Here is a 19,757-nt window from a genome sequence, read left to right as displayed (position 1 = left end):
CGCAGCATAACTATCTTTAAATTTTAACGTAAATAACCCCTTAGGGTCAACCTATATCAAGTAAAAGACTTAACAATACAGCTAGAAAAACAGCTCTCTTTAAGACTTCAAAACTTTCCACACTAAATTATAAAATTCAGTAGGTTTATAACAATATAATATAGCACAGATAACAGTACTCTAAAATATAAAAAGACACACTTTCTGAAAATTCTCATAAAGTGTGTCTCATTATTATAAGACCTTATCGCGTGTGCTTTCACGATTAACGAGCAAGGATGTAAAGCGCGCAGCCCCTTCAGATTGAGGTACCAAACGAGAACGGACAAGTACAATATCACGTGTTGGCACTGGAATATCTGTATCGATACGTACCACTGTACCTTCTTGCATCTTTTGTTGCACTACATGGTTAGGCAACATAGAAATCCCCATGTTAATTTCTACAAGATCAAGCAGCACATCGACGCTACCCAATTCAAAGCGCGGTTTACGGCATGCGCCATGAGTTACTTCATCAAAGAATGTACGGCTCGCAGAACCTTTATGCAAGAGCAAAATAGGCTCATTAAGAAGACGACCTTGATCAAAGAAGCCTGCCCCTTTATAATCAGGACCACCAACAAATACATCTTGAATTGTAGCCAATGTAGTTACCTCTAGTTGAGGATTATCGCGCAAGCCTTCATAATCGTTAACGACGGCTAACTGCGCTTCTTTGTTGAGTACTAATTCTACACAATCAGGTGATGGTCGATTAATGATATGTAGTCCGATTTCGCTTTCTTGCAATTGCCATTTATGGAAATAAGGTAATAGAAAATGGCGACATAATGTGTCTGTAGCAGCAAGATTTAAACTTTCATAAGCTTGGCTAACACGTTCTTGCAATTGAGTTACCCCATTATCAAGAATGGAAAAAGCCTTCGCTACTGTATCAAACAATTCTTTGCCTTCTGGCGTGAATCCTACAGATTTTGTAGTGCGCACAAAAAGAGGCATATTAAGTTCACCTTCTAATTGCTTAATACTTTGGCTGATGGCGGATTGAGAAACGCCTAACTCTTTGGCTGCACGGGAAAAGGATAAATATAAGCCTACCCCTAAAAAGGTTCTATATAAATCTGCAGATACTGCCATTTTATTCACCTCTGTTATATACTAATAGTAGTCTAATAGTCGTGTCTTACTTTTAAATATACATATCATTTACTATATTATAAGTATGGACTCTCAATATATAATGAATATGTAGAAATCTTCATGAAAGTTAGGTCATATGACCTTCATGAACCTTTCATATTTATTAGTATTTCTAATCTTTTCATAAGTAAGATTATCTTTACTTATAAGTCTAGACCGACTATACTTAATTTGTCAATATCCCACAGGGAATTATATACATTACAGGAGGCTACAATGGCTATACAACGATTATTCGTAACAAAACGAGAATCTTTCAACCAAGAAGCACAACGCATGTTACAAACCTTACAACAGGAATTATCTATGCCTGCTACAGGGGTAACCATCTACGAGCGTTATGATATCGAACATATAGATGCAAAAGATTTAGAGGCTGCAAAAAACCTTATCTTCTCCGAGCCTCCTGTAGATACAGTATTAGAAGAAATCCCAGCTGTACAAGGTTTCGTTTTCGCTGTTGAATATGTGCCAGGTCAATACGATCAACGTGCTGACAGTGCTGAGCAATGTATTTCCATGCTCACCCTTACATCTGGCCACATCGTTCGATGTGCTCGTGTATATGCTATTGAAGGTACTTTCACAAAAGAACAAGAAGAGGCCATTAAAGCGTACTACATTAATCCAGTAGATTCCCGCGAAGCGAGTCTTGAATTACCAACTACATTGGCCCTTGAATTAGAAGATTCTAAACCAGTGGCAACAATCGACGGTTTTACAGACATGAGTGATGCTGATTTAGAAACTCTCATCGATAGCTATGGTCTCGCTATGACATTGGCAGACCTCAAATTAATTAAGCAACAATATGCAGAGGTAGAGCACCGCAATCCTACCATTACAGAAATTCGCCTCTTCGATACCTATTGGTCCGACCACTGCCGTCACACTACATTCATGACAGAATTAACGGATATTACTATCGAGGATAGTCGTTTTACGGGCTCTGTAAAAGAAGCTCTTGAAGAATACATGGAGGGCCGCGCTGAGCTATATACAACAAAGAAAAAGGCTCGCTCCCTCATGGACATGGCAACACTTGCAGTCAAAGAGTTGCGTCATACAGGTGGTTTAACAAATCTTGATGAATCCGATGAAATCAATGCATGTACAATCATCGTTCCTGTTGATGTAAACGGCAAAACCGAAGAATGGTTGTTATTATTCAAAAACGAAACTCATAACCACCCTACTGAAATCGAACCATTTGGTGGTGCTGCAACTTGCTTAGGTGGCTGTATCCGCGATCCATTGAGCGGTCGTGCTTATGTATACCAAGCTATGCGCATCTCTGGCTCTGGCGATCCACACACTAGCCTTGAAGATACATTAAAAGGTAAGTTGCCACAAAAGAAAATCACTCAAGAAGCAGCTCGTGGCTATTCCTCTTACGGCAACCAAATCGGTCTTGCTACAGGTGAAGTAAAAGAATATTACCATCCTGGTTACGTAGCAAAACGCATGGAAATCGGCGCTGTTATCGGTGCAGCTCCACGCAATCAAGTGCGCCGTGAAACGCCTGTTGCAGGTGATGTTGTGGTGTTATTAGGTGGCAAAACTGGTCGCGATGGCTGTGGTGGCGCTACTGGCTCCTCTAAAGAGCACACAGTAGAATCCCTTTCTACATGTGGTGCAGAGGTTCAAAAAGGCAACGCCCTTACAGAACGCAAAATCCAACGCCTTTTCCGTCGCGGTGAAGTAACTACTCTTATCAAACGTTGTAATGACTTTGGTGCTGGCGGTGTATCCGTTGCTATCGGTGAATTAACAGATGGTGTAACAATCAACCTTGATTTAGTTCCTAAAAAATACGCTGGCCTTGATGGTACAGAACTAGCCATCTCTGAATCTCAAGAGCGCATGGCTTGTGTTATCGCTGCTGCCGATGTAGATACATTCAAAGCCTATTGCGATGAAGAAAATTTAGAATGTACAGTTGTAGCAGATGTAACCGATACAAATCGCCTCATCATGAACTGGAATGGCGAAACAATCGTCGACATTAGCCGTGACTTCTTAAATACAAACGGCGCTAGCCAACAACAAGAGGTTATTGTAAAAGCTCCAGCGGATCGTTCTTACTTCTTACGCGGTTCTTCAAGCGCAGATAACTTCAAAGAAAAATGGCTTGCCGCAGTATCCGATTTAAATGCCGCTTCCCAACAAGGTTTAGCAGAACGCTTCGATAGCACTGTTGGTGCTAATACAGTGCTCATGCCATTCGGCGGCAAGTTCCAAAAAACTCCTACCCAAGGTATGGTCGCAAAGTTACCTGTATTAAACGGTGAAACTACAACTGCGAGCATCATGACACATGGCTTCGTACCAGAATTATCTGCTTGGAGTCCATACCATGGCGCACAATATGCAGTACTTTTATCTGTCGCAAAATTAGTAGCACTTGGCGGTCGTCGTGAAGATGCATACTTAACATTACAAGAATACTTTGAACGCCTCAATTCTAAAGAATCTTGGGGCAAACCTGTAGCAGCCCTTCTCGGTGCCTATAAAGCTCAAAAAGAACTTGAAATCGGTGCTATTGGTGGTAAAGATTCTATGAGCGGTACCTTTATGGACCTTACAGTTCCTCCTACCCTCGTATCCTTTGCAGTTGGTACAGCCCATGTAGATAACATTGTAAGCCAAGACCTTAAAGGCGTGGATCATCGCCTTGTATTCTTCGATGTACCTCGTACATACGATGACACTCCAGATTGGGACCGATTCAAAGAAAACTGTGAAGTTTTACAAGAACAAATCGAAAAAGGTCGCGTTTACTCTGCTTATGTAGTTGACCAAGGTGGCATTCCTGAAGCAGTCACAAAAATGGCTCTCGGCAACAACATTGGTGTTAAATTCGATAAATATGCGGAACGTGCTATCTTCCAACCAGCTCTTGGTGCATTTATCGTAGAGGTAGATATTAAAGCTGTTAACTATCTCTTAGAATTACCAGGTCTTAAAGTAATAGGTATAACACAAGCAAATCCTGTTATTGAATGGGCCGACCAATCCGTATCTCTTAAAGAAATTCAAGCAGCTTATGAAGCTCCATTAAACGATATCTTCCCTATGCATGCGCCAAACGGCACTGGCGAAGCAGTGGCGTATATCCATGATCAACATGCTAAACCTCGCAGTGCATCCTTAGGGGCCAAACCTAAAGTGCTCATCCCTGTATTCCCTGGTACAAACTGCGAATTTGATTCCGCTCGTGCCTTTGAACGTGCTGGAGCAGAAACAGATATCGTAGTCATTCGTAACCAAACACCAGAACAGTTAAAAGAATCTATCGATGTAATTAAAACGAAATTGGCAGAATCCCAAATTCTTATGTTCCCTGGTGGCTTCAGTGCTGGTGATGAACCAGATGGTTCTGGCAAATTCATGGCTACCCTCTTCCGCAATCCATACCTTGCAGAAGGTTTAGAAAACCTCTTGTACAAACAAGATGGCCTTGTACTTGGTATTTGTAATGGTTTCCAAGCCCTTATCAAGTTAGGCTTGTTGCCAGGTGGTCATATCGAAACGTTAACGGCAGATCATCCTACATTGACATACAACACAATCGGTCGTCACTTGTCTCGTATGGTTAACACAAAAGTTATTTCTACTAAATCCCCTTGGATGAGTGATGCTAAAGCGGGCGAAATCTATACTGTGCCAATTTCTCACGGCGAAGGTCGCTTCATCGCTTCCCCTCAACAAGTGTTGGAATTCAACAAAACTGGTCAAATCGCTACGCAATATGTAGACTTTGATGGTATTGCCTCCATGGATAGCCGCTTCAATCCAAATCAATCTGTAGCTGCTATCGAAGGCATTTATAGTCCAGATGGTCGAGTATTCGGTAAGATGGCTCACTCCGAACGCTGCGGTGCTGGTATCAGTAAAAATATTCCTGGTTTATTAGAAATGCCAATCTTTACATCTGGTGTAAAATACTTTAAATAATTAATGATTATTCTTTCCTGTGAAAGCCTACTCCTTTGGGTAGGCTTTTCAATATTGATTTTTTTCGAAAATATTAGTATTATAAGTTGATGATATATTTACGAACATGAGAATTCGTGTAAACCTATACATAACAAATGTGAGTTAAGAAAGGATTTTATTATGCATTGTGCTCAGAAAATGACCCATAATATCTACTGGATTGGTAGTAATGACTGGACTACAGAACGTTTTGAAAACTTATTCCCTATTCCAAATGGTGTTAGCTATAACAGCTATTTCATCGATGATGAAAAAACTTGTGTTGTAGACTCTGTTGATGCTGAAATTCGCGAAGAATACTTCGACAACTTGACTTACCTATTGAATGGTCGCGACCTTGATTACATCATCGTTAACCATATGGAACCAGATCATTGCCAAACATTGTTGGAAACATTGGAACGTTATCCAAACTGTAAAATGGTTGGTAATGCTACAACATTCCGCATGTTCGAGCAATTCTACAATTCTCCAAAACCAGACCAATATTACACTGTAAAAGAAGGCGACGAAATTTGCCTTGGTAAACATACACTCGTTTCCTACACTATGCCAATGGTTCACTGGCCAGAAGTAACTTGTACATATGAAAAATCTACAGGCACATTGTTCTCTGCAGATGCTTTTGGTACATTCGGTACAGTTAACGGCAATATCTTTGCTGACCAAACTGATTACGTTGCTACATACGAAGAAGAAGCTCGTCGTTACTACACAAACATCGTTGGTAAATACGGCCCTCAAGTACAAAATGCAATTCGCAAAGTTTCCGGTCTTGAAATTAAACGTATTGCTCCACTTCATGGTCCAATCTGGCGTACACCAGAATCTATCCAATATATCTTACACAAATACTTGCACTGGTCTAGCTACACAGCTGAGCAAAAAGGCGTTGTTATCGCCTTCGGTTCTATGTACGGCAACACTCGTGCTATCGCACAACAATTAGCTAAACAATTGTCTAAACGCGGTGTTACAGATATCAAAATTTACGATGTTTCCAAAACTAATGCGTCCTACATCATCTCCGATGCTTGGAAATATACTAACTTAGTAACAATCGCACCTACATACAACTTGAACCTATACCTTACAATGGAAAACTTCATTCATGAGTTAAAAGCTCTTAACTTCCAAAACCATAAGGTATCTATCATCGGTAACCACTCTTGGGCATCTGCTGCAATGAAAACAATGGTAGCACACTTCGAAAACGACTTCAAAGATATTGAAATCGTATCTGAACCACTTGATATCAAATCCTCTTTGAAAGAAGAAGATCTTCCAAAAATCGAAAAAATGGCAGACGATATCAAAGCATCCATCGATGCAGCTGAAATCAAAGAAGTATTATAATACACAAACTAAAGGCCGCCTGTTTAGGCGGTCTTTTTTCTTATACTTCAAAGGATACATATCTTACGTTTTAACAATATGTGGCGTAACATTTTTACAATTTAATTATTACTACTAACAGTAGAAACTTAGCTAAATTTTTGGAGTTTAAAAGTCTTATGAAAGTCTAAGATTTTCACGATTTTTTGCTTGACATAAATCTAACTTTTTCATATACTATACAAGTACCTGTTACACAACAGAATATATGGAGAGGTGTCCGAGCGGCTGAAGGAGCATGATTGGAAATCATGTGTGCGGTTATCCCGTACCCAGGGTTCAAATCCCTGTCTCTCCGCCATAGTAAAAGCAGTGCTTATGCACTGCTTTTTTATTATATAAAACCAAGAGGTGATACGAATGTATCACCTCTTTTTATATCTCTTATTTCAAACTTTAAAGTCTTACATTTTACTACTGCCAAACGACTAAAAAGAAAAAGGCTATCGACTTAACATCGATAGCCTTTTATGTTTATATCATTAGTTTATATCACTATTTATGAATTTTTTTGGCTATGTCACCAATGATTTCAGGTGTTGTTCTACAGCAACCACCTATTATCTCTGCCCCAGCATTACGCCATACGTCAACATAATCTACGAATGATGCAGGGTCGCCATACCAAGTCTTAGTTTCACTATCATAGCTTTCACCAAGATTTGGATATACAGCAATCGGTTTATCCGTAACAGTGCGAATATCCTTAATCAAGGACTCTACGTATTCCGGCTTAGTACAGTTGACACCAATACCAGTTATAGGTCTAACCTTGTCGATCATCTCCGCGCATTTAATGATGGTTTCACCACTAGAAACATGATGTCCATCTTTACAAGAAAAGGCAATCCATCCTGGAATTCCTCTCGATGTGTATGGGTCAGACATGGCGCGAGCAATGGCAATGGCTTCGTCATAAGACGGGATAGTTTCAAAGGATAATATATCCGGGTTTTCTTCACAGAATAATGCTAACCGAGGAATATGGAATACTTCGAGATATTCAGTTTGCACATCAGGATATCCACGGTACTCAGATCCATCCGCCAAAAATGCACCATATGGTCCTACAGAAGCCGCCACTAATGGTTTAGGCAATGCACCTTCAGAAAAATATCTAACCCCATCTGGAGTCTCTTCACCAAGTGTAATCCCCCGCAATGTAAGTGCTCCAGTCGCCTTAGCCTCTAAAAACTCATTGCGAGCTTGTACAGCTAAACGAACGGATAATTTAACGAGCTCTATGGCCTCTTCCGTACCATAACCTAATCCTTTAAAGCCAGCTACTGTTGCTTGATATCCAGAACTTTGAATGATGTCTGCCCCAGCCGCCAAGTACGAGATATGTATTTTTTTGATGATATCCGGTTGGTCCATAAGAATCTTAGCAGACCATAATTTATGCTGAAGATTGCAGCCGTAACGCTCTAACTCTGATCCTAAGCCACCATCTAAAACGAGGGCGCCCTTCTCTTTAATTATATCTAAAAATGCACGTCGTTTAGCCATCATATCACCCATTCTATACTACCTCATATCATTTGAGGTTTACTAAACGTATTATAACAAATAATACGCTTAGGTTCTATCTACAAACTATTTTAAATCCTCTGCAGGTGGCTCTTTACCAAACCATTTTTTATAAATCTCTGCATATTTGCCATTGGCTTTAATCTTAGCCAAACCATCGTTAACTTTATTAAGAAGCTCTGTATTGCCTTTCTTCACAGCAATACCAAGTGGTGCCGCATCATAGTCCTCTCCAGTGACCTTTGCGATACCTTTGCCCTTACTATTAACATAATATTCGTTGACCGGTGTATCGTTAATAACTACATCTACACCTCTATTTTGTAATTCTAAGAATGCATCTACGATGAGATTAAATTGGCGCACATCGGCATTAGGAATCTTACTAGCAATTTCCGCACCAGTAGAACCAATGGATACACCGATACGCTTTCCTTCTAAGTCCTTAAAACTATTGATATTCGTGTTATCGATATTTACAACAAGGCCATTACCTGCAATATAGTATGGTTTACTAAAGTCTACAGACTTAGCACGATCCTCGGAAATAGTCATATCCGAAATAGCAATATCGATGGTATTACTTTGTAGTGCTGGTAAAAGTGCATCAAAGTTCAAGTTTTGAACATCTGCTTCAACGCCCTCTTCCTGTGCAATGGCATTAATAATATCAATATCAAAACCTGCTAATTTTCCACTGTCTTTATCTTTAAAACCAAATGGTGCATAGGTTGCATCAGTACCAACGCGCCATGCTTTTTGAGTGCTACCTGTATTACCACAGCCTGCTATAAATAAACTACTAGCGATTGTAAAAGCCCCTAAAAGAACTGCTATTTTCTTAAATTTCATAATTAATCTTACTCTAACGTTACAATAATCTGTAAAGCTTTCTTTCTATATACGAATAAATCTATCTATACCTACAGTATGAGTATAATAAAAATAATACCTCTAGAGGTATTATAGTATTATGATAACATTCGATATAGTTAGGGTCAATTAATCCGACTATATCAATAGGTATTATATTAACATAGCTTTTAGCTATATCAAAAAGATTATCCATAGCTATAGTAATAAGACTAAAACAAATAAAAAAGACCGCCCTTACCAAGTAGTCTAAACTCGGTAAAGGCGGTCATCCCCAGAGTGGAGAATTCCTAGCATTTTATAGAATAGATAGCATTTTTACTTCATTGAAAAGCTATCATACTCACATTATTTAGCTTTTTTAGCTTTTACGTACATAGCCACTTTGTACAAGAATACACAGAGTAACAAGTACATTACGATACTGAGGTATGTTGCTTCCGGTGTTTCAACCCAGTCTTGAGCGAATACATCAATGCCGGCAATACGAAGTACGGCACTGAATAAAGAACCAATAGCACCACCGGCTACGAGACCAGATGCAATTGTGCTACCTTTGGAGAAGCGAAGATCTGCCAATTCTTTATCTTTTGTACTGTTTTGTACGAAGTATGCAATCAAACCACCGATAAGTAATGGTGTGTTAATTTCCATTGGCAAGTATGTACCAAGAGCAAATGCCAATGGTGGAACTTTTACCATCCACAAGATGATTGCGAATAATGCACCAGCCATATATAGAGGCCATTGAGCACTACCGCCAGTCATCATCGGCTCAATGATAGCAGCCATAGCATTCGCTTGTGGAGCATTTAATGCATGGTCCCCTACGAAGCCATATGCATCGTTTAAGAGGATCATAACGCCGACAGAAAGTACGGCACAAAGAATGGTACCAACGATTTGCCATTGTTCCATTTTCTTAGGTGTAGCACCTGTCATGTGCGCTACTTTAAGTTCAGACATGAAGTTACCAGCCATACCGATGGTTGTACCAATGAAGGATGCCATCATGAGGACTGCAATCATACCTACTTTACCAGTCATGCCTGCTGCTGTTAAGCATACAGCGGAGATGATAATCATGAAGATTGTCATACCAGATACTGGTTCTGTACCTGTATAAGCGATGGAGCTAATACCTACTACAGATAATAGGAAGGACATGATAAGAACGATTAAGAATGCTACGATTGTTTGACCGAAGCTTTCAGCATACATAAAGTGGAAGTATGCTGCGAATAGAACTGTACATAACAAGATGCCAGCGCCAATCCAAGATGTAGGTATGTCGCGTTGTGTACGAAGCAAATTAACATCTACAGTTTTAGAACTGAAAATATCAAGCACTGCATTTTTAACAACACTAGCCACTACTTTGGACATATTGAGCAAGCCGATGATACCTGCCATAGCAAGCATACCAATACCAATATGGCGAACATAGTCTAAGAATACTTTACGAATTGGAGCTTCTGCAAGTGGAACTGCATGACCATTGATTTGCATGATATGTTCCGGAGCTAAATAGTATACGATTGGAATACATACGAACCAAGAGAAGAAGGAACCAGCTGCGATAATAGCTGCATACCGTAAGCCTGTGAAGTAACCAAGGCCAAGCAACGCAGCATCTGTATCTACAGCAGCATTTAATTTAGTTGAATCTGCTAGTGCAGAACCCCATTTAAATGCAGTAGTACGGATAACCTCTTCCCACCAGCCAAGGCTGTTAAGAATAAAGTCATATATAAGAGCGATAAGACCAGAACCAAGCATGAGTTTCGCTTTGCTACCTTCATTACTCATTAGTACTTCAGCAGCAGCACGACCACTTGGGAACGGATACACATAGTGCATTTCCTCAACGAAGTAGCGACGGAACATAACGCATAATAGAACACCAAGTACGCCACCAAGGATGATAGGAATCGCCATCTGTACGAAGGATACATCTGTAACATTCCAAATGTATAGAGCTGGCAAGAAGAACATCGCACCAGCTAATGTGTTTGTACTAGAACTAGCGATAGCCTGAATGTGAACCGTTTCGGCAAAAGCATTTTGCCGTTTCAAAATAACTGCTGTACCCATAGCAAGTACAGATACTGGAGCAAAGGCATCTACTGTTTGACCAATTTTCAAACATAAATAACCTACAGCCAGTGTAAAAATTGCCGCATAGAATAGGCCCCAGAATACTACATATGAGTTAATCTCTACATAATCCTTCTTAGGATCCAATACGGGTTCTACGGGCGGAATAGAACGAGTTTCGTCCGACATGGTAAAACCTCCTCACAGAAAATGTACAAACGTATAACTATTCACCTTTATACTAACACGGCACTATATATGGTTCAATGCTTTTCTATGCATTATGCGAATAAAATATCACACAATCCATAAATATTTATTTTGCATTTTCACCGCCCCTGTTCTACAATGAAAGTATATTAAGAATCTTTATTATATACAGTATGTATACCAGTATGTATAACACGTATGTTTACTTACGAGGAGGCTCATTATGGAATCAATGGTCGAACGTTTTGTACGCTATACAAGCATAAATACACGGTCTAATGAGGAAAGTACAACAATTCCTAGTACTCAAACTCAAGTAGACTTTGCTACTAATGTGCTCGTTCCGGATTTAAAAGCAATCGGTTTAGATGAAGTTATTTACAACCGTGAAAATGGTTTTGTCATCGGCACATTAAATGCTAATACAGATGAAAAAGCACCTGCTATCGGCTTCATCGCTCACATGGATACAGCAGACTACAACGCAGAAAATGTTAAGCCTCGTATCGTTGAAAATTACGATGGCAGCGATATTTGCCTTAACGAAGAACATCAAATCTTCACACGTCGTGCAGATTTCCCTAATCTAAAGAATTACATTGGTAAATCCTTAGTTGTCACAGATGGTCTTACCCTTCTCGGCGGCGACGACAAGGCTGGTATCTGTGAAATTATGGAAGCTCTTGCATACCTCGTAGCTCATCCAGAAATTAAGCACGGTAAAATCATGTGTGCTTTCGGTCCAGACGAAGAAATCGGTACTGGCGCCGATCACTTTGATGTCAAAGAATTCCCTGTTGATTTTGCTTATACTATCGATGGTGAAAGCCTCGGTCAACTTGAATACGAAACATTCAATGCTGCAGGCGGTACAGTAACCCTCAAAGGTGTATCTGTTCATACAGGCACTGCCAAGGGCATTATGATCAACTGTGCTAAATTAGCAATGCAATTCGATTCTCTATTACCAGGTGCTGCAGTTCCTGAACACACATGTGGTCGTCAAGGTTTCTTTATGCTTATGAGCATGGAAACACAAGTAGATACTGGTAAAATGAACTACATCATCCGCGACCATGACAAAGAATTATTCGAAGCGAAAAAAGCATTCTTCTTACAAGCTGGTCAAACATTAAATGAAATCTACGGCCGTGAAGTATGTGAAGTATCTGTAAAAGATCAATATTACAACATGTATGATATCATTAAAGACAATATGGAATGCGTTGACGTAGCCAAAGCTGCTATGGAAAAAGCCGGTATCACTCCTATTTGTGACCCTATCCGCGGTGGTACAGACGGTTCTAAAATTTCCTTCATGGGTATCCCTACTCCTAATATCTTTACAGGCGTAGAAAATCTACATGGCCGTCATGAGTTTGCATGTATTGACGACATGAAAAAAGCCGTAGAAGTTATTGTAAATATCGTAAACATTGAGAAATAATAGCTTGCGATGTAACGACTCATACCTATACTGCTAAATGCCATTTGAAGGATATTTAAATACAAAACTAGCATTCTAAAACACAATAGAATACTAAGATACCTTAACAACAAAAAAGGACTATACGAGATATCTCGTATAGTCCTTTTAATTTAGTTGTAAAGTCGGTATGCTAGAACCAGTCTGAATTCACCAGCAGCAATAACTTACATTCTATGCAAGTTTACCATTGCGTTTACGATTTCTAATTTGTTCTTCTTCAGCACGAGCTTTCAAAGAAAGATCTTTTTCAGTACCTACATAACGACCATATAAGAAATAGTACGCAACGAAGGCAAGAAGTGCTACTACAACAGTAACATGGAACATGCTTGTATAGCCTACTACCTCTTTAATAGCACCTAAGATGTATGGACCAAAACCTAACCCCATATCTAAGGCAATAAAGTATGTGGATGTGGCAACACCAATACGGTGAACCGGCACAATTTTAACAGTTACGGCTTGACCGTTTGACATGAATGTACCGTAACCAAGGCCAACAAACACAGCGGATAAGAGAATAAGCCATGTAGAGTGAGCGATGGATAATAAGAAAATACCAAGCGCTAAGAATATGAAGCAAGGGTAAAGAACAAAGTTTTCCCCTTTCATATCAAACACAATACCAAGTAATGGTCTTGTTATAGTAATAACTACAGCATACACAACGAAGAAGAATGTGCCTGCTAAGATAAGATTTAAATCTTTTGTATAGGCTGCCATAAAGCCGATAACACCAGAGTATGCAAAACCTACTAGTACAGAAATAAGACTAATAGAGTTCATACGTGGTTCAATATAATCGGAAATTCTAATGCCCTTACGTTCTTCAGATTCAATATCGAGCTTAGGTTCCTCAAACTTCATAAGAACAGAACCAATACCACAAAGGATGATAAGAGCAACACAGAATGCGATGATAAAGTCATAACCAAGGCTATGTAGCATTAAAATCCCCAAGAATGGGCCTACTGCAGCAGCAAGAGATGTAGACAAGCCATAGTAGTTAATCCCTTCACCACGGCGTGACATTGGAATAATAGCCGCTACGATTGTACTTGTAGCAGTCGAGGTAATACCGTATGCAAAACCATTTAAGAAACGAACACTATCGAGCATCAATAGATTAGGTGTATAGAAGTACATGGCTGTTGAAACCAAATAAATTAACAAACCAAGGTACAACATCTTACGACAGCCCAAGATACTAATGAACCGTCCCGCCAACAACCGAGCAACAACGGTACCAATAATATAAATACCAACGGCCAAGCCAGCTTGACTTGCTGTAGCATGAAGATTATCCTTTGCCACTACTGCAATAATAACGATTAATAAGTAATAAATCAAAAATACTAAGAAATTAATCAAAGTATCAAGGACAAAGGATCTTGTCCATAAGGCCTCTTTAGCCTTATCCATAATATCAACTCCATTTTCTTAAACTATTGTCAACCATTTGCGACAACGATTAATTATAAACCTCTCACTATAGAAATCAAGAATTAAAATGTTATACACCTCATTACTTTTATTTATAACAAGATGTGTATAATCAATTATAATATAGGCATCTCTATTCTAATAATTCACATTAATTTTTGATAATAAAAACACCTTTGATCATTTATATTGTATCCCCAAAGATACTATATAAGATCAAAGGTGTTATTTATAAATAATTAGTTAATGACTTTTCTATATAGCTGATACATCTATATGCTCTACATATCTACCTATATTATTTCGTTTTTAATCCACACGCCTTAAAGAAGTTTTTATAAGCTTCAGCTTTTTTAGCAAGGCTCAACGGATACGCACGAGATGTAGATGGTAATCTTGTTAACGTCAATTCGCGACCATTAAACACAAAAGGAATTGTCTCCCCTGTTTTAGGTAATTTAACCTTTTCTGGTAAAAGGCTCAACAAAATTTCTGTGGCCTTACCACCTGTGGTACCAATGTGTTTACAGTCTGGAATTTGGTCCAATACCTCTGCCAACGGTACAGGTTCAACAACCTTAAGAAATGCATCTGATGCATTCCCCTTTTCGCGTATAGCTTTTAATACAGTAGGACACGAAGCAATCCCCACTTCAGATAAGAACGCTTTAATCTTATCCGCATCAAAGGCTTTTTCCTCCCCTTTTCTAAAGTGTTCCTTATCGTCAAAGAATACTAAGCCATACACGCGCCACATGTCATTTTGAAAGTTAGGATAATGAAATTCCATAGATCGCTTTTCGGAAGTTGGTGGGAATGTCCCCATCATCATCACCGTCGTATTCTTTGGTAAGAACGGTAGAAATGGTCTCGTTTCAATTGTTTCTGCCACAGAGCATCAACCCCTTTCACAATCTAGTATGAACTCAACTTTCAGCATAATATATGAACTATATCACAAAACTAAATTCTATTAGATACTAGGTAAAACACTAAAAATATTAATAAAACGATAAAGAAATAAGTAAACTACTAGTCCTTATTGACCGATTGGTTGAGATACTAATGTATTAATATGATCAAAGCCTACTGGTGTAGGAGATACGAGATACAAGCATACAACAGCAGCTACAGCAAAACCAATCGCTAAGAAGGAGAAGCTGCCATGACGTGGAAACTCATACATACCAAAGAGACGAATACCAATAGCCGCACCAATAGCGGTAATCAAGGATGGTATGGAGAAGATATTGTAAACACCAAATACCACCATAAGACCAGCGTATCCACCTACTACGGTAATCATTGGTAACATGCGGTCCATTGGATTTGGAATGGAACGTGTAAGCGCTGCTGGATAATAAGAGGCTTCTACACCAAACATACCCAAGAACAAATTGAAGTCAGCCCAAATTGTTTCCCATGCACCTCTAAAGGCATCTCGATGGTTGCCTACGTACCAAGCAAAGCCCGTAATAATTAAGATGGCTAAACCAGCACAGATGAAATAGTATTCACTAGGAATTTTAGGGCCCGCATAAGCACCTACAGCAGTTACAACAGCACTTAAAACGGATGTAACAATAACGCGATGCAAGCGAGGTCGTTTATTTTCTGGAATGCGTTTGTATACAGTAGCTAACAATTCTAGGACAAAGCAGGCCATAAAGATGGCAATCCCTGCAGCTGGTACAAAGAACGCAGCAACTAAACTCAAAATAAATGGAATACATAAGCGCCATTTAGGGAATAATACAAGGTCTTTATAATCTAATCGAACGTCTTGTGTCTCCATTGTAAAGTTGTTGTACACCACAAATAGCAGCATAAAGGCGATAACATCAATCGCGTTAGCTCCCCAAATCAATAGTGTTGGTACTATGATCATCGACAGTGCCACCCCAGATACACGGGATAAACCAGCGGCCGCTATGCCAAGTAAGAAAAACGGTATTAAAGCAGATATAATTTCAAGCATAATATTCCTCCCATCATTGTATAAATTTAAGTATATAGTATCTACCGCACTACATCAAGGAGAGATATATTTTTTCATGGCTAGTCGTTTTCTTACGGCAGAAGCAGAGCAGCCCATCATCTGTGCAATTTTGGCAACACCATACCCTTGAGCACGTAAGTTTTTTATCCTATTTTCGTCTAATTCTAATATATTTGAACGAATTTCTATACCTTGCTCCCGTAAATACATGGCCACTGTTGACCCTCGTATACCGTAAGCTAAACCTATATCATCCGTACTCATATGATGATGAATATACAAGTAAGCCATCTCGTCCACCTTTCGAGATGGTTTTACTTTAAGCGTTGTACACATTCCCATATGACGCAATACATGATGTACTTTCCATCGGGATATGCCATACATGCGTGCAATTGAGTCTGACGTATTTCCACTTTTATAGGCCCTACAAATACGCACCGGATCGATAGCTACATTCTTGGTCGAACGCTGACAAGCTAGTCCATATTCTTTCATCCGACTTGCCATTGTCGTAATCGATACATCATAACGCTTCGCTAAAGAATGTAATGACCACTTACCTGACTCATATAGAGCTTGTACATGAACCATATTTATATCCTTCTTCAACGGTCTTCGCTCAATATCATATGCCTTCATACGCCGCATAATAGTATCTACACTACACTGAAAATACTCTGCCACCTCGCGAACACTCCACTGTTTCTCTACATATAATTGTTCCAGTAACTGTTTAGGTATAACGCGCACATTACGATACATACTATCACCTTTCCTTGTAGACGAACTCCTTTCCCTATTATTGTGAAAGTTCCATCAAAAAAAGACAATAAAAAAGAGGTTCCTAATAGTCACATAGGTGACCAATAGGAACCTCTTTCCATATGTAATTATATGCACCACATAGGATATGTGCCGTTATAATTGCTATACAACATCTATCCCCGAATAACGATGATCATGAATCACCAATAATCCAGTAGACGTTATGACCAATATTTTGATAGCCATATTTTCTAATGACTAATAAACGTATTGGCTACCCCAACTTAACGATATCTGCGTTCAAGAGCCTTAGGCTTACTCAAGATAATAGACCATTTCATGCCTTCTTTTAGAGCATGATTTGATATACGTTTATGACTTGATGTATGAACACTGGTCGAAGTGATTGGCGAAGTCGTTACCATATTCGTATCAAGGAGTACCTTTCCTTCTTTAGAAGCCTTATCTCGCTTGAATTCGGCCAATCGTTCACTTAAGGTTGGCCCTGTAACAGACTCTCTACTTAAACGAGTTGTACTCGTACTAAAGCCAGTTGATTTACTTGAAGTTTTCTTGGATGAAACATGAGTACCTTGTTGCGTTGTAGACGCTTCATCGTAATGATGCTCGGAAGCTAAAACTGTTTGAGCTTTATCATTACTTGGATGCTCTTCAACATGTTTTTCAGATGTCTCCGAATCATCATATTGAAACAGTCTTCCCCCCTTCGGTCTTAAGGGAGCCTCAGGGTGCTGATTTTCAATCGGTCTATTTTTAAATATTTCTCGATAGAAATCATCATCATACAACAAGTCCTCAGGCGAAGGTTCTACAGGCTTTTTCTCTATAGAGATACCATATTCACGTTCCATATCCTCCCAAGTCTGGCCTGAGCTTTCATTATTGTCATACTCATCAGACTCTTCTGTATTCTTGCTTTTTATAATGGAAAAAGCAATATACGCGATGATACCTAGCACAAATATAGGGTTATGCGAAAAGATGGATAGCACAGAAGACAAAATAGAGTCCATAGCTACTCCTATTCACTATCTGCTAAATTTTCACGCATTTTAGTGTCTGCAATAATATTATTCATATTGTAGTAATCCATAACGCCAAGATTACCATTTCTGAAAGCTTCTGCCAATGCTTTAGGTACTTCAGCTTGTGCTTCCACAACCTTAGCTTGCATGTCTTGTGTTTTAGCACGCATTTCTTGTTCTGTCGCAACAGCCATAGCACGACGTTCTTCGGCGCGAGCTTGCGCGATTTTCTTATCCGCTTCCGCTTGGTCAGTTTGCAATTGAGCACCGATGTTACGTCCTACGTCTACGTCCGCAATATCAATGGACAAGATTTCAAATGCAGTACCCGCATCAAGGCCTTTACCCAATACAGTACGAGAGATGTGATCTGGATTTTCTAATACGTCTGTATGCTCTTCAGAGGAACCTACAGTTGTTACGATGCCTTCACCAACGCGGGCGATAATCGTAGCTTCACCAGCACCACCAACGAGGCGGTCAATATTAGCACGTACAGTTACACGAGCACGAACCTTGAGTTCGATACCATTTTTTGCTACTGCAGAGATAATTGGTGTTTCAATCACCTTAGGATTAACGGACATTTGAACTGCTTCCAATACATCACGACCTGCAAGATCGATAGCTGCAGAACGTTCGAATGTCAAAGGAATAGATGCGCGTTCAGCGGCGATCAAAGCATCTACAACGCGGTCAACGTCACCACCTGCAAGGTAATGTGCTTCAAGCTGATTTACATTAACATCAAGACCTGCTTTATTGGCTTTAATCAAAGGCATTACAATTTGAGATGGATTTACACGACGTAAGCGCATACCTACGAGTGTAAAGATACCAACATTAACGCCTGCTGCAAGAGCAGATACCCAAAGGCCTAATGGCACAACATACAAGAACACCATAATCCCAATCAGTAGAATGGGAATCAAGATTAAAATACCTACATCCATAATAACCTCCATTATATACGACGATGTGGTGAAAGCTTAATCGCGCTTTCTAACTATATTGCGGCCGCCCACAACACGAAGCACCACAATAGGTGAACCGGCATCGATGAAGTCCCCTTCGGTCACAACATCCACCAAATTACCATCAATTTTAGCAATACCTGCAGGGCGTAGTGTAGTATGAGCTACGCCTTCTTTACCGACTAAGTCATCTAATACATCATTAGATACATAACCAGCTTTTGTCGTAGATCGTTGCCCTAAGGTAAACAATTTGCCTATCCAAGTCTTTTCAAAGTGATTAAAGAACACGATGATAAGGACAATCAACAAGGCTGTTAATCCTAGTACGGCATATAGCGCCACCGTACCTTCTCCAAGGGCTACATACACACCCCAAAGGAATGTACAATAACCGATGAGTCCCAAAATACCACCTGGAACAACAAGTTCTACAGCCATTAGGGCAATCCCTATAGCCATCCATACTAAAAACTCCATAGGCCCTCCTCTCTTTAATTAATTTTATACAACTTATATATTCATTATACAATATAAATAATAAATTATAAAGATAACCCTTATCATATAAATCTATTTCATATCAAATAGTCTTACATCCTAAACCTATTCGGTTCACAAGTATTAAACGATGATATGTATAAGATAATCAGAACCACCCGTAAAACGGGTGGTTTGCTCACGGGCTATAAGCCCGTAGTACTAGGCCAGCGTCTAAAGGCGCTGGCTTT

14 protein-coding genes and 1 tRNA gene are annotated in these 19,757 nt (G+C 39.5%); 4 read left to right on the top strand and 11 right to left on the bottom strand.

The annotated features are described in order from the left end of the window. Nucleotides 1-234 precede the first annotated feature (234 nt). Nucleotides 235-1,140: a LysR family transcriptional regulator gene (locus LKD20_RS07525; protein WP_005387848.1), complete on the bottom strand. Its 906-nt coding sequence runs from the start codon at nucleotides 1,138-1,140 to the stop codon at nucleotides 235-237. Between the two features lie 279 nt (nucleotides 1,141-1,419). Here LKD20_RS07525 and LKD20_RS07520 point away from each other — a divergent pair, with 279 nt between their 5' ends. From LKD20_RS07520 to LKD20_RS07510, 3 genes are all read left to right on the top strand, one after another. Next, a complete protein-coding gene (locus tag LKD20_RS07520) occupies nucleotides 1,420-5,160 on the top strand; it encodes a phosphoribosylformylglycinamidine synthase (protein ID WP_227721344.1) in 3,741 nt (1,246 codons plus the stop codon). A 162-nt stretch (nucleotides 5,161-5,322) separates the two neighbouring features. Beyond that, entirely contained in the window at nucleotides 5,323-6,558 is a 1,236-nt protein-coding gene (locus tag LKD20_RS07515) for an FprA family A-type flavoprotein (protein WP_227721343.1), read from the top strand. A gap of 249 nt (nucleotides 6,559-6,807) precedes the next feature. Then, nucleotides 6,808-6,898: transfer RNA gene (locus LKD20_RS07510), tRNA-Ser, on the top strand. A 194-nt stretch (nucleotides 6,899-7,092) separates the two neighbouring features. Here the strand turns inward: LKD20_RS07510 and mmuM are convergent. From mmuM to LKD20_RS07495, 3 genes are all read right to left on the bottom strand, one after another. Further along, entirely contained in the window at nucleotides 7,093-8,106 is a 1,014-nt protein-coding gene (mmuM, locus tag LKD20_RS07505) for a homocysteine S-methyltransferase (protein WP_316059262.1), read from the bottom strand. 87 nt (nucleotides 8,107-8,193) lie between these two features. Beyond that, nucleotides 8,194-8,979, bottom strand: a complete 786-nt coding sequence (locus LKD20_RS07500) for a basic amino acid ABC transporter substrate-binding protein (RefSeq protein ID WP_227721341.1) — start codon at nucleotides 8,977-8,979, stop codon at nucleotides 8,194-8,196. A gap of 369 nt (nucleotides 8,980-9,348) precedes the next feature. Next, nucleotides 9,349-11,286, bottom strand: coding sequence for an OPT family oligopeptide transporter (locus LKD20_RS07495; RefSeq protein WP_227721340.1), 1,938 nt, complete (start codon nucleotides 11,284-11,286; stop codon nucleotides 9,349-9,351). A gap of 244 nt (nucleotides 11,287-11,530) precedes the next feature. Here LKD20_RS07495 and pepT point away from each other — a divergent pair, with 244 nt between their 5' ends. Next, nucleotides 11,531-12,754: a peptidase T gene (gene pepT / locus LKD20_RS07490; RefSeq protein WP_227721339.1), complete on the top strand. Its 1,224-nt coding sequence runs from the start codon at nucleotides 11,531-11,533 to the stop codon at nucleotides 12,752-12,754. Nucleotides 12,755-12,967: 213 nt separating this feature from the next. On the opposite strand, the gene LKD20_RS07485 is transcribed toward pepT, so the two are convergent. From LKD20_RS07485 to LKD20_RS07455, 7 genes are all read right to left on the bottom strand, one after another. After that, entirely contained in the window at nucleotides 12,968-14,218 is a 1,251-nt protein-coding gene (locus tag LKD20_RS07485) for an MFS transporter (RefSeq protein ID WP_227721338.1), read from the bottom strand. A gap of 319 nt (nucleotides 14,219-14,537) precedes the next feature. Beyond that, on the bottom strand, nucleotides 14,538-15,131 hold the full coding sequence (locus tag LKD20_RS07480; RefSeq protein ID WP_227721337.1) for a DNA glycosylase: 594 nt from the start codon (nucleotides 15,129-15,131) through the stop codon (nucleotides 14,538-14,540). Nucleotides 15,132-15,278: 147 nt separating this feature from the next. Continuing rightward, entirely contained in the window at nucleotides 15,279-16,217 is a 939-nt protein-coding gene (locus tag LKD20_RS07475; RefSeq protein WP_227721336.1) for a hypothetical protein, read from the bottom strand. 54 nt (nucleotides 16,218-16,271) lie between these two features. Next, complete coding sequence (locus LKD20_RS07470; protein WP_005387826.1) at nucleotides 16,272-17,003, bottom strand: COG3415 family protein; 732 nt, start codon at nucleotides 17,001-17,003, stop codon at nucleotides 16,272-16,274. A gap of 287 nt (nucleotides 17,004-17,290) precedes the next feature. Continuing rightward, nucleotides 17,291-18,040, bottom strand: a complete 750-nt coding sequence (locus tag LKD20_RS07465) for a hypothetical protein (protein WP_105094710.1) — start codon at nucleotides 18,038-18,040, stop codon at nucleotides 17,291-17,293. Between the two features lie 8 nt (nucleotides 18,041-18,048). Further along, nucleotides 18,049-19,005 carry a flotillin-like protein FloA gene (floA, locus tag LKD20_RS07460; protein WP_059361546.1) on the bottom strand — a complete coding sequence of 319 codons (957 nt, stop codon included), beginning with the start codon at nucleotides 19,003-19,005 and terminating at the stop codon, nucleotides 18,049-18,051. Nucleotides 19,006-19,041: 36 nt separating this feature from the next. Beyond that, nucleotides 19,042-19,506 carry an NfeD family protein gene (locus LKD20_RS07455; RefSeq protein ID WP_005387820.1) on the bottom strand — a complete coding sequence of 155 codons (465 nt, stop codon included), beginning with the start codon at nucleotides 19,504-19,506 and terminating at the stop codon, nucleotides 19,042-19,044. Nucleotides 19,507-19,757: the final 251 nt, after the last annotated feature.

The sequence above is a fragment of the Veillonella fallax genome, from assembly GCF_020687175.1.
Lineage (GTDB): Bacteria > Bacillota > Negativicutes > Veillonellales > Veillonellaceae > Veillonella > Veillonella fallax.
This window is presented reverse-complemented; position numbering and strand designations above follow the sequence as displayed.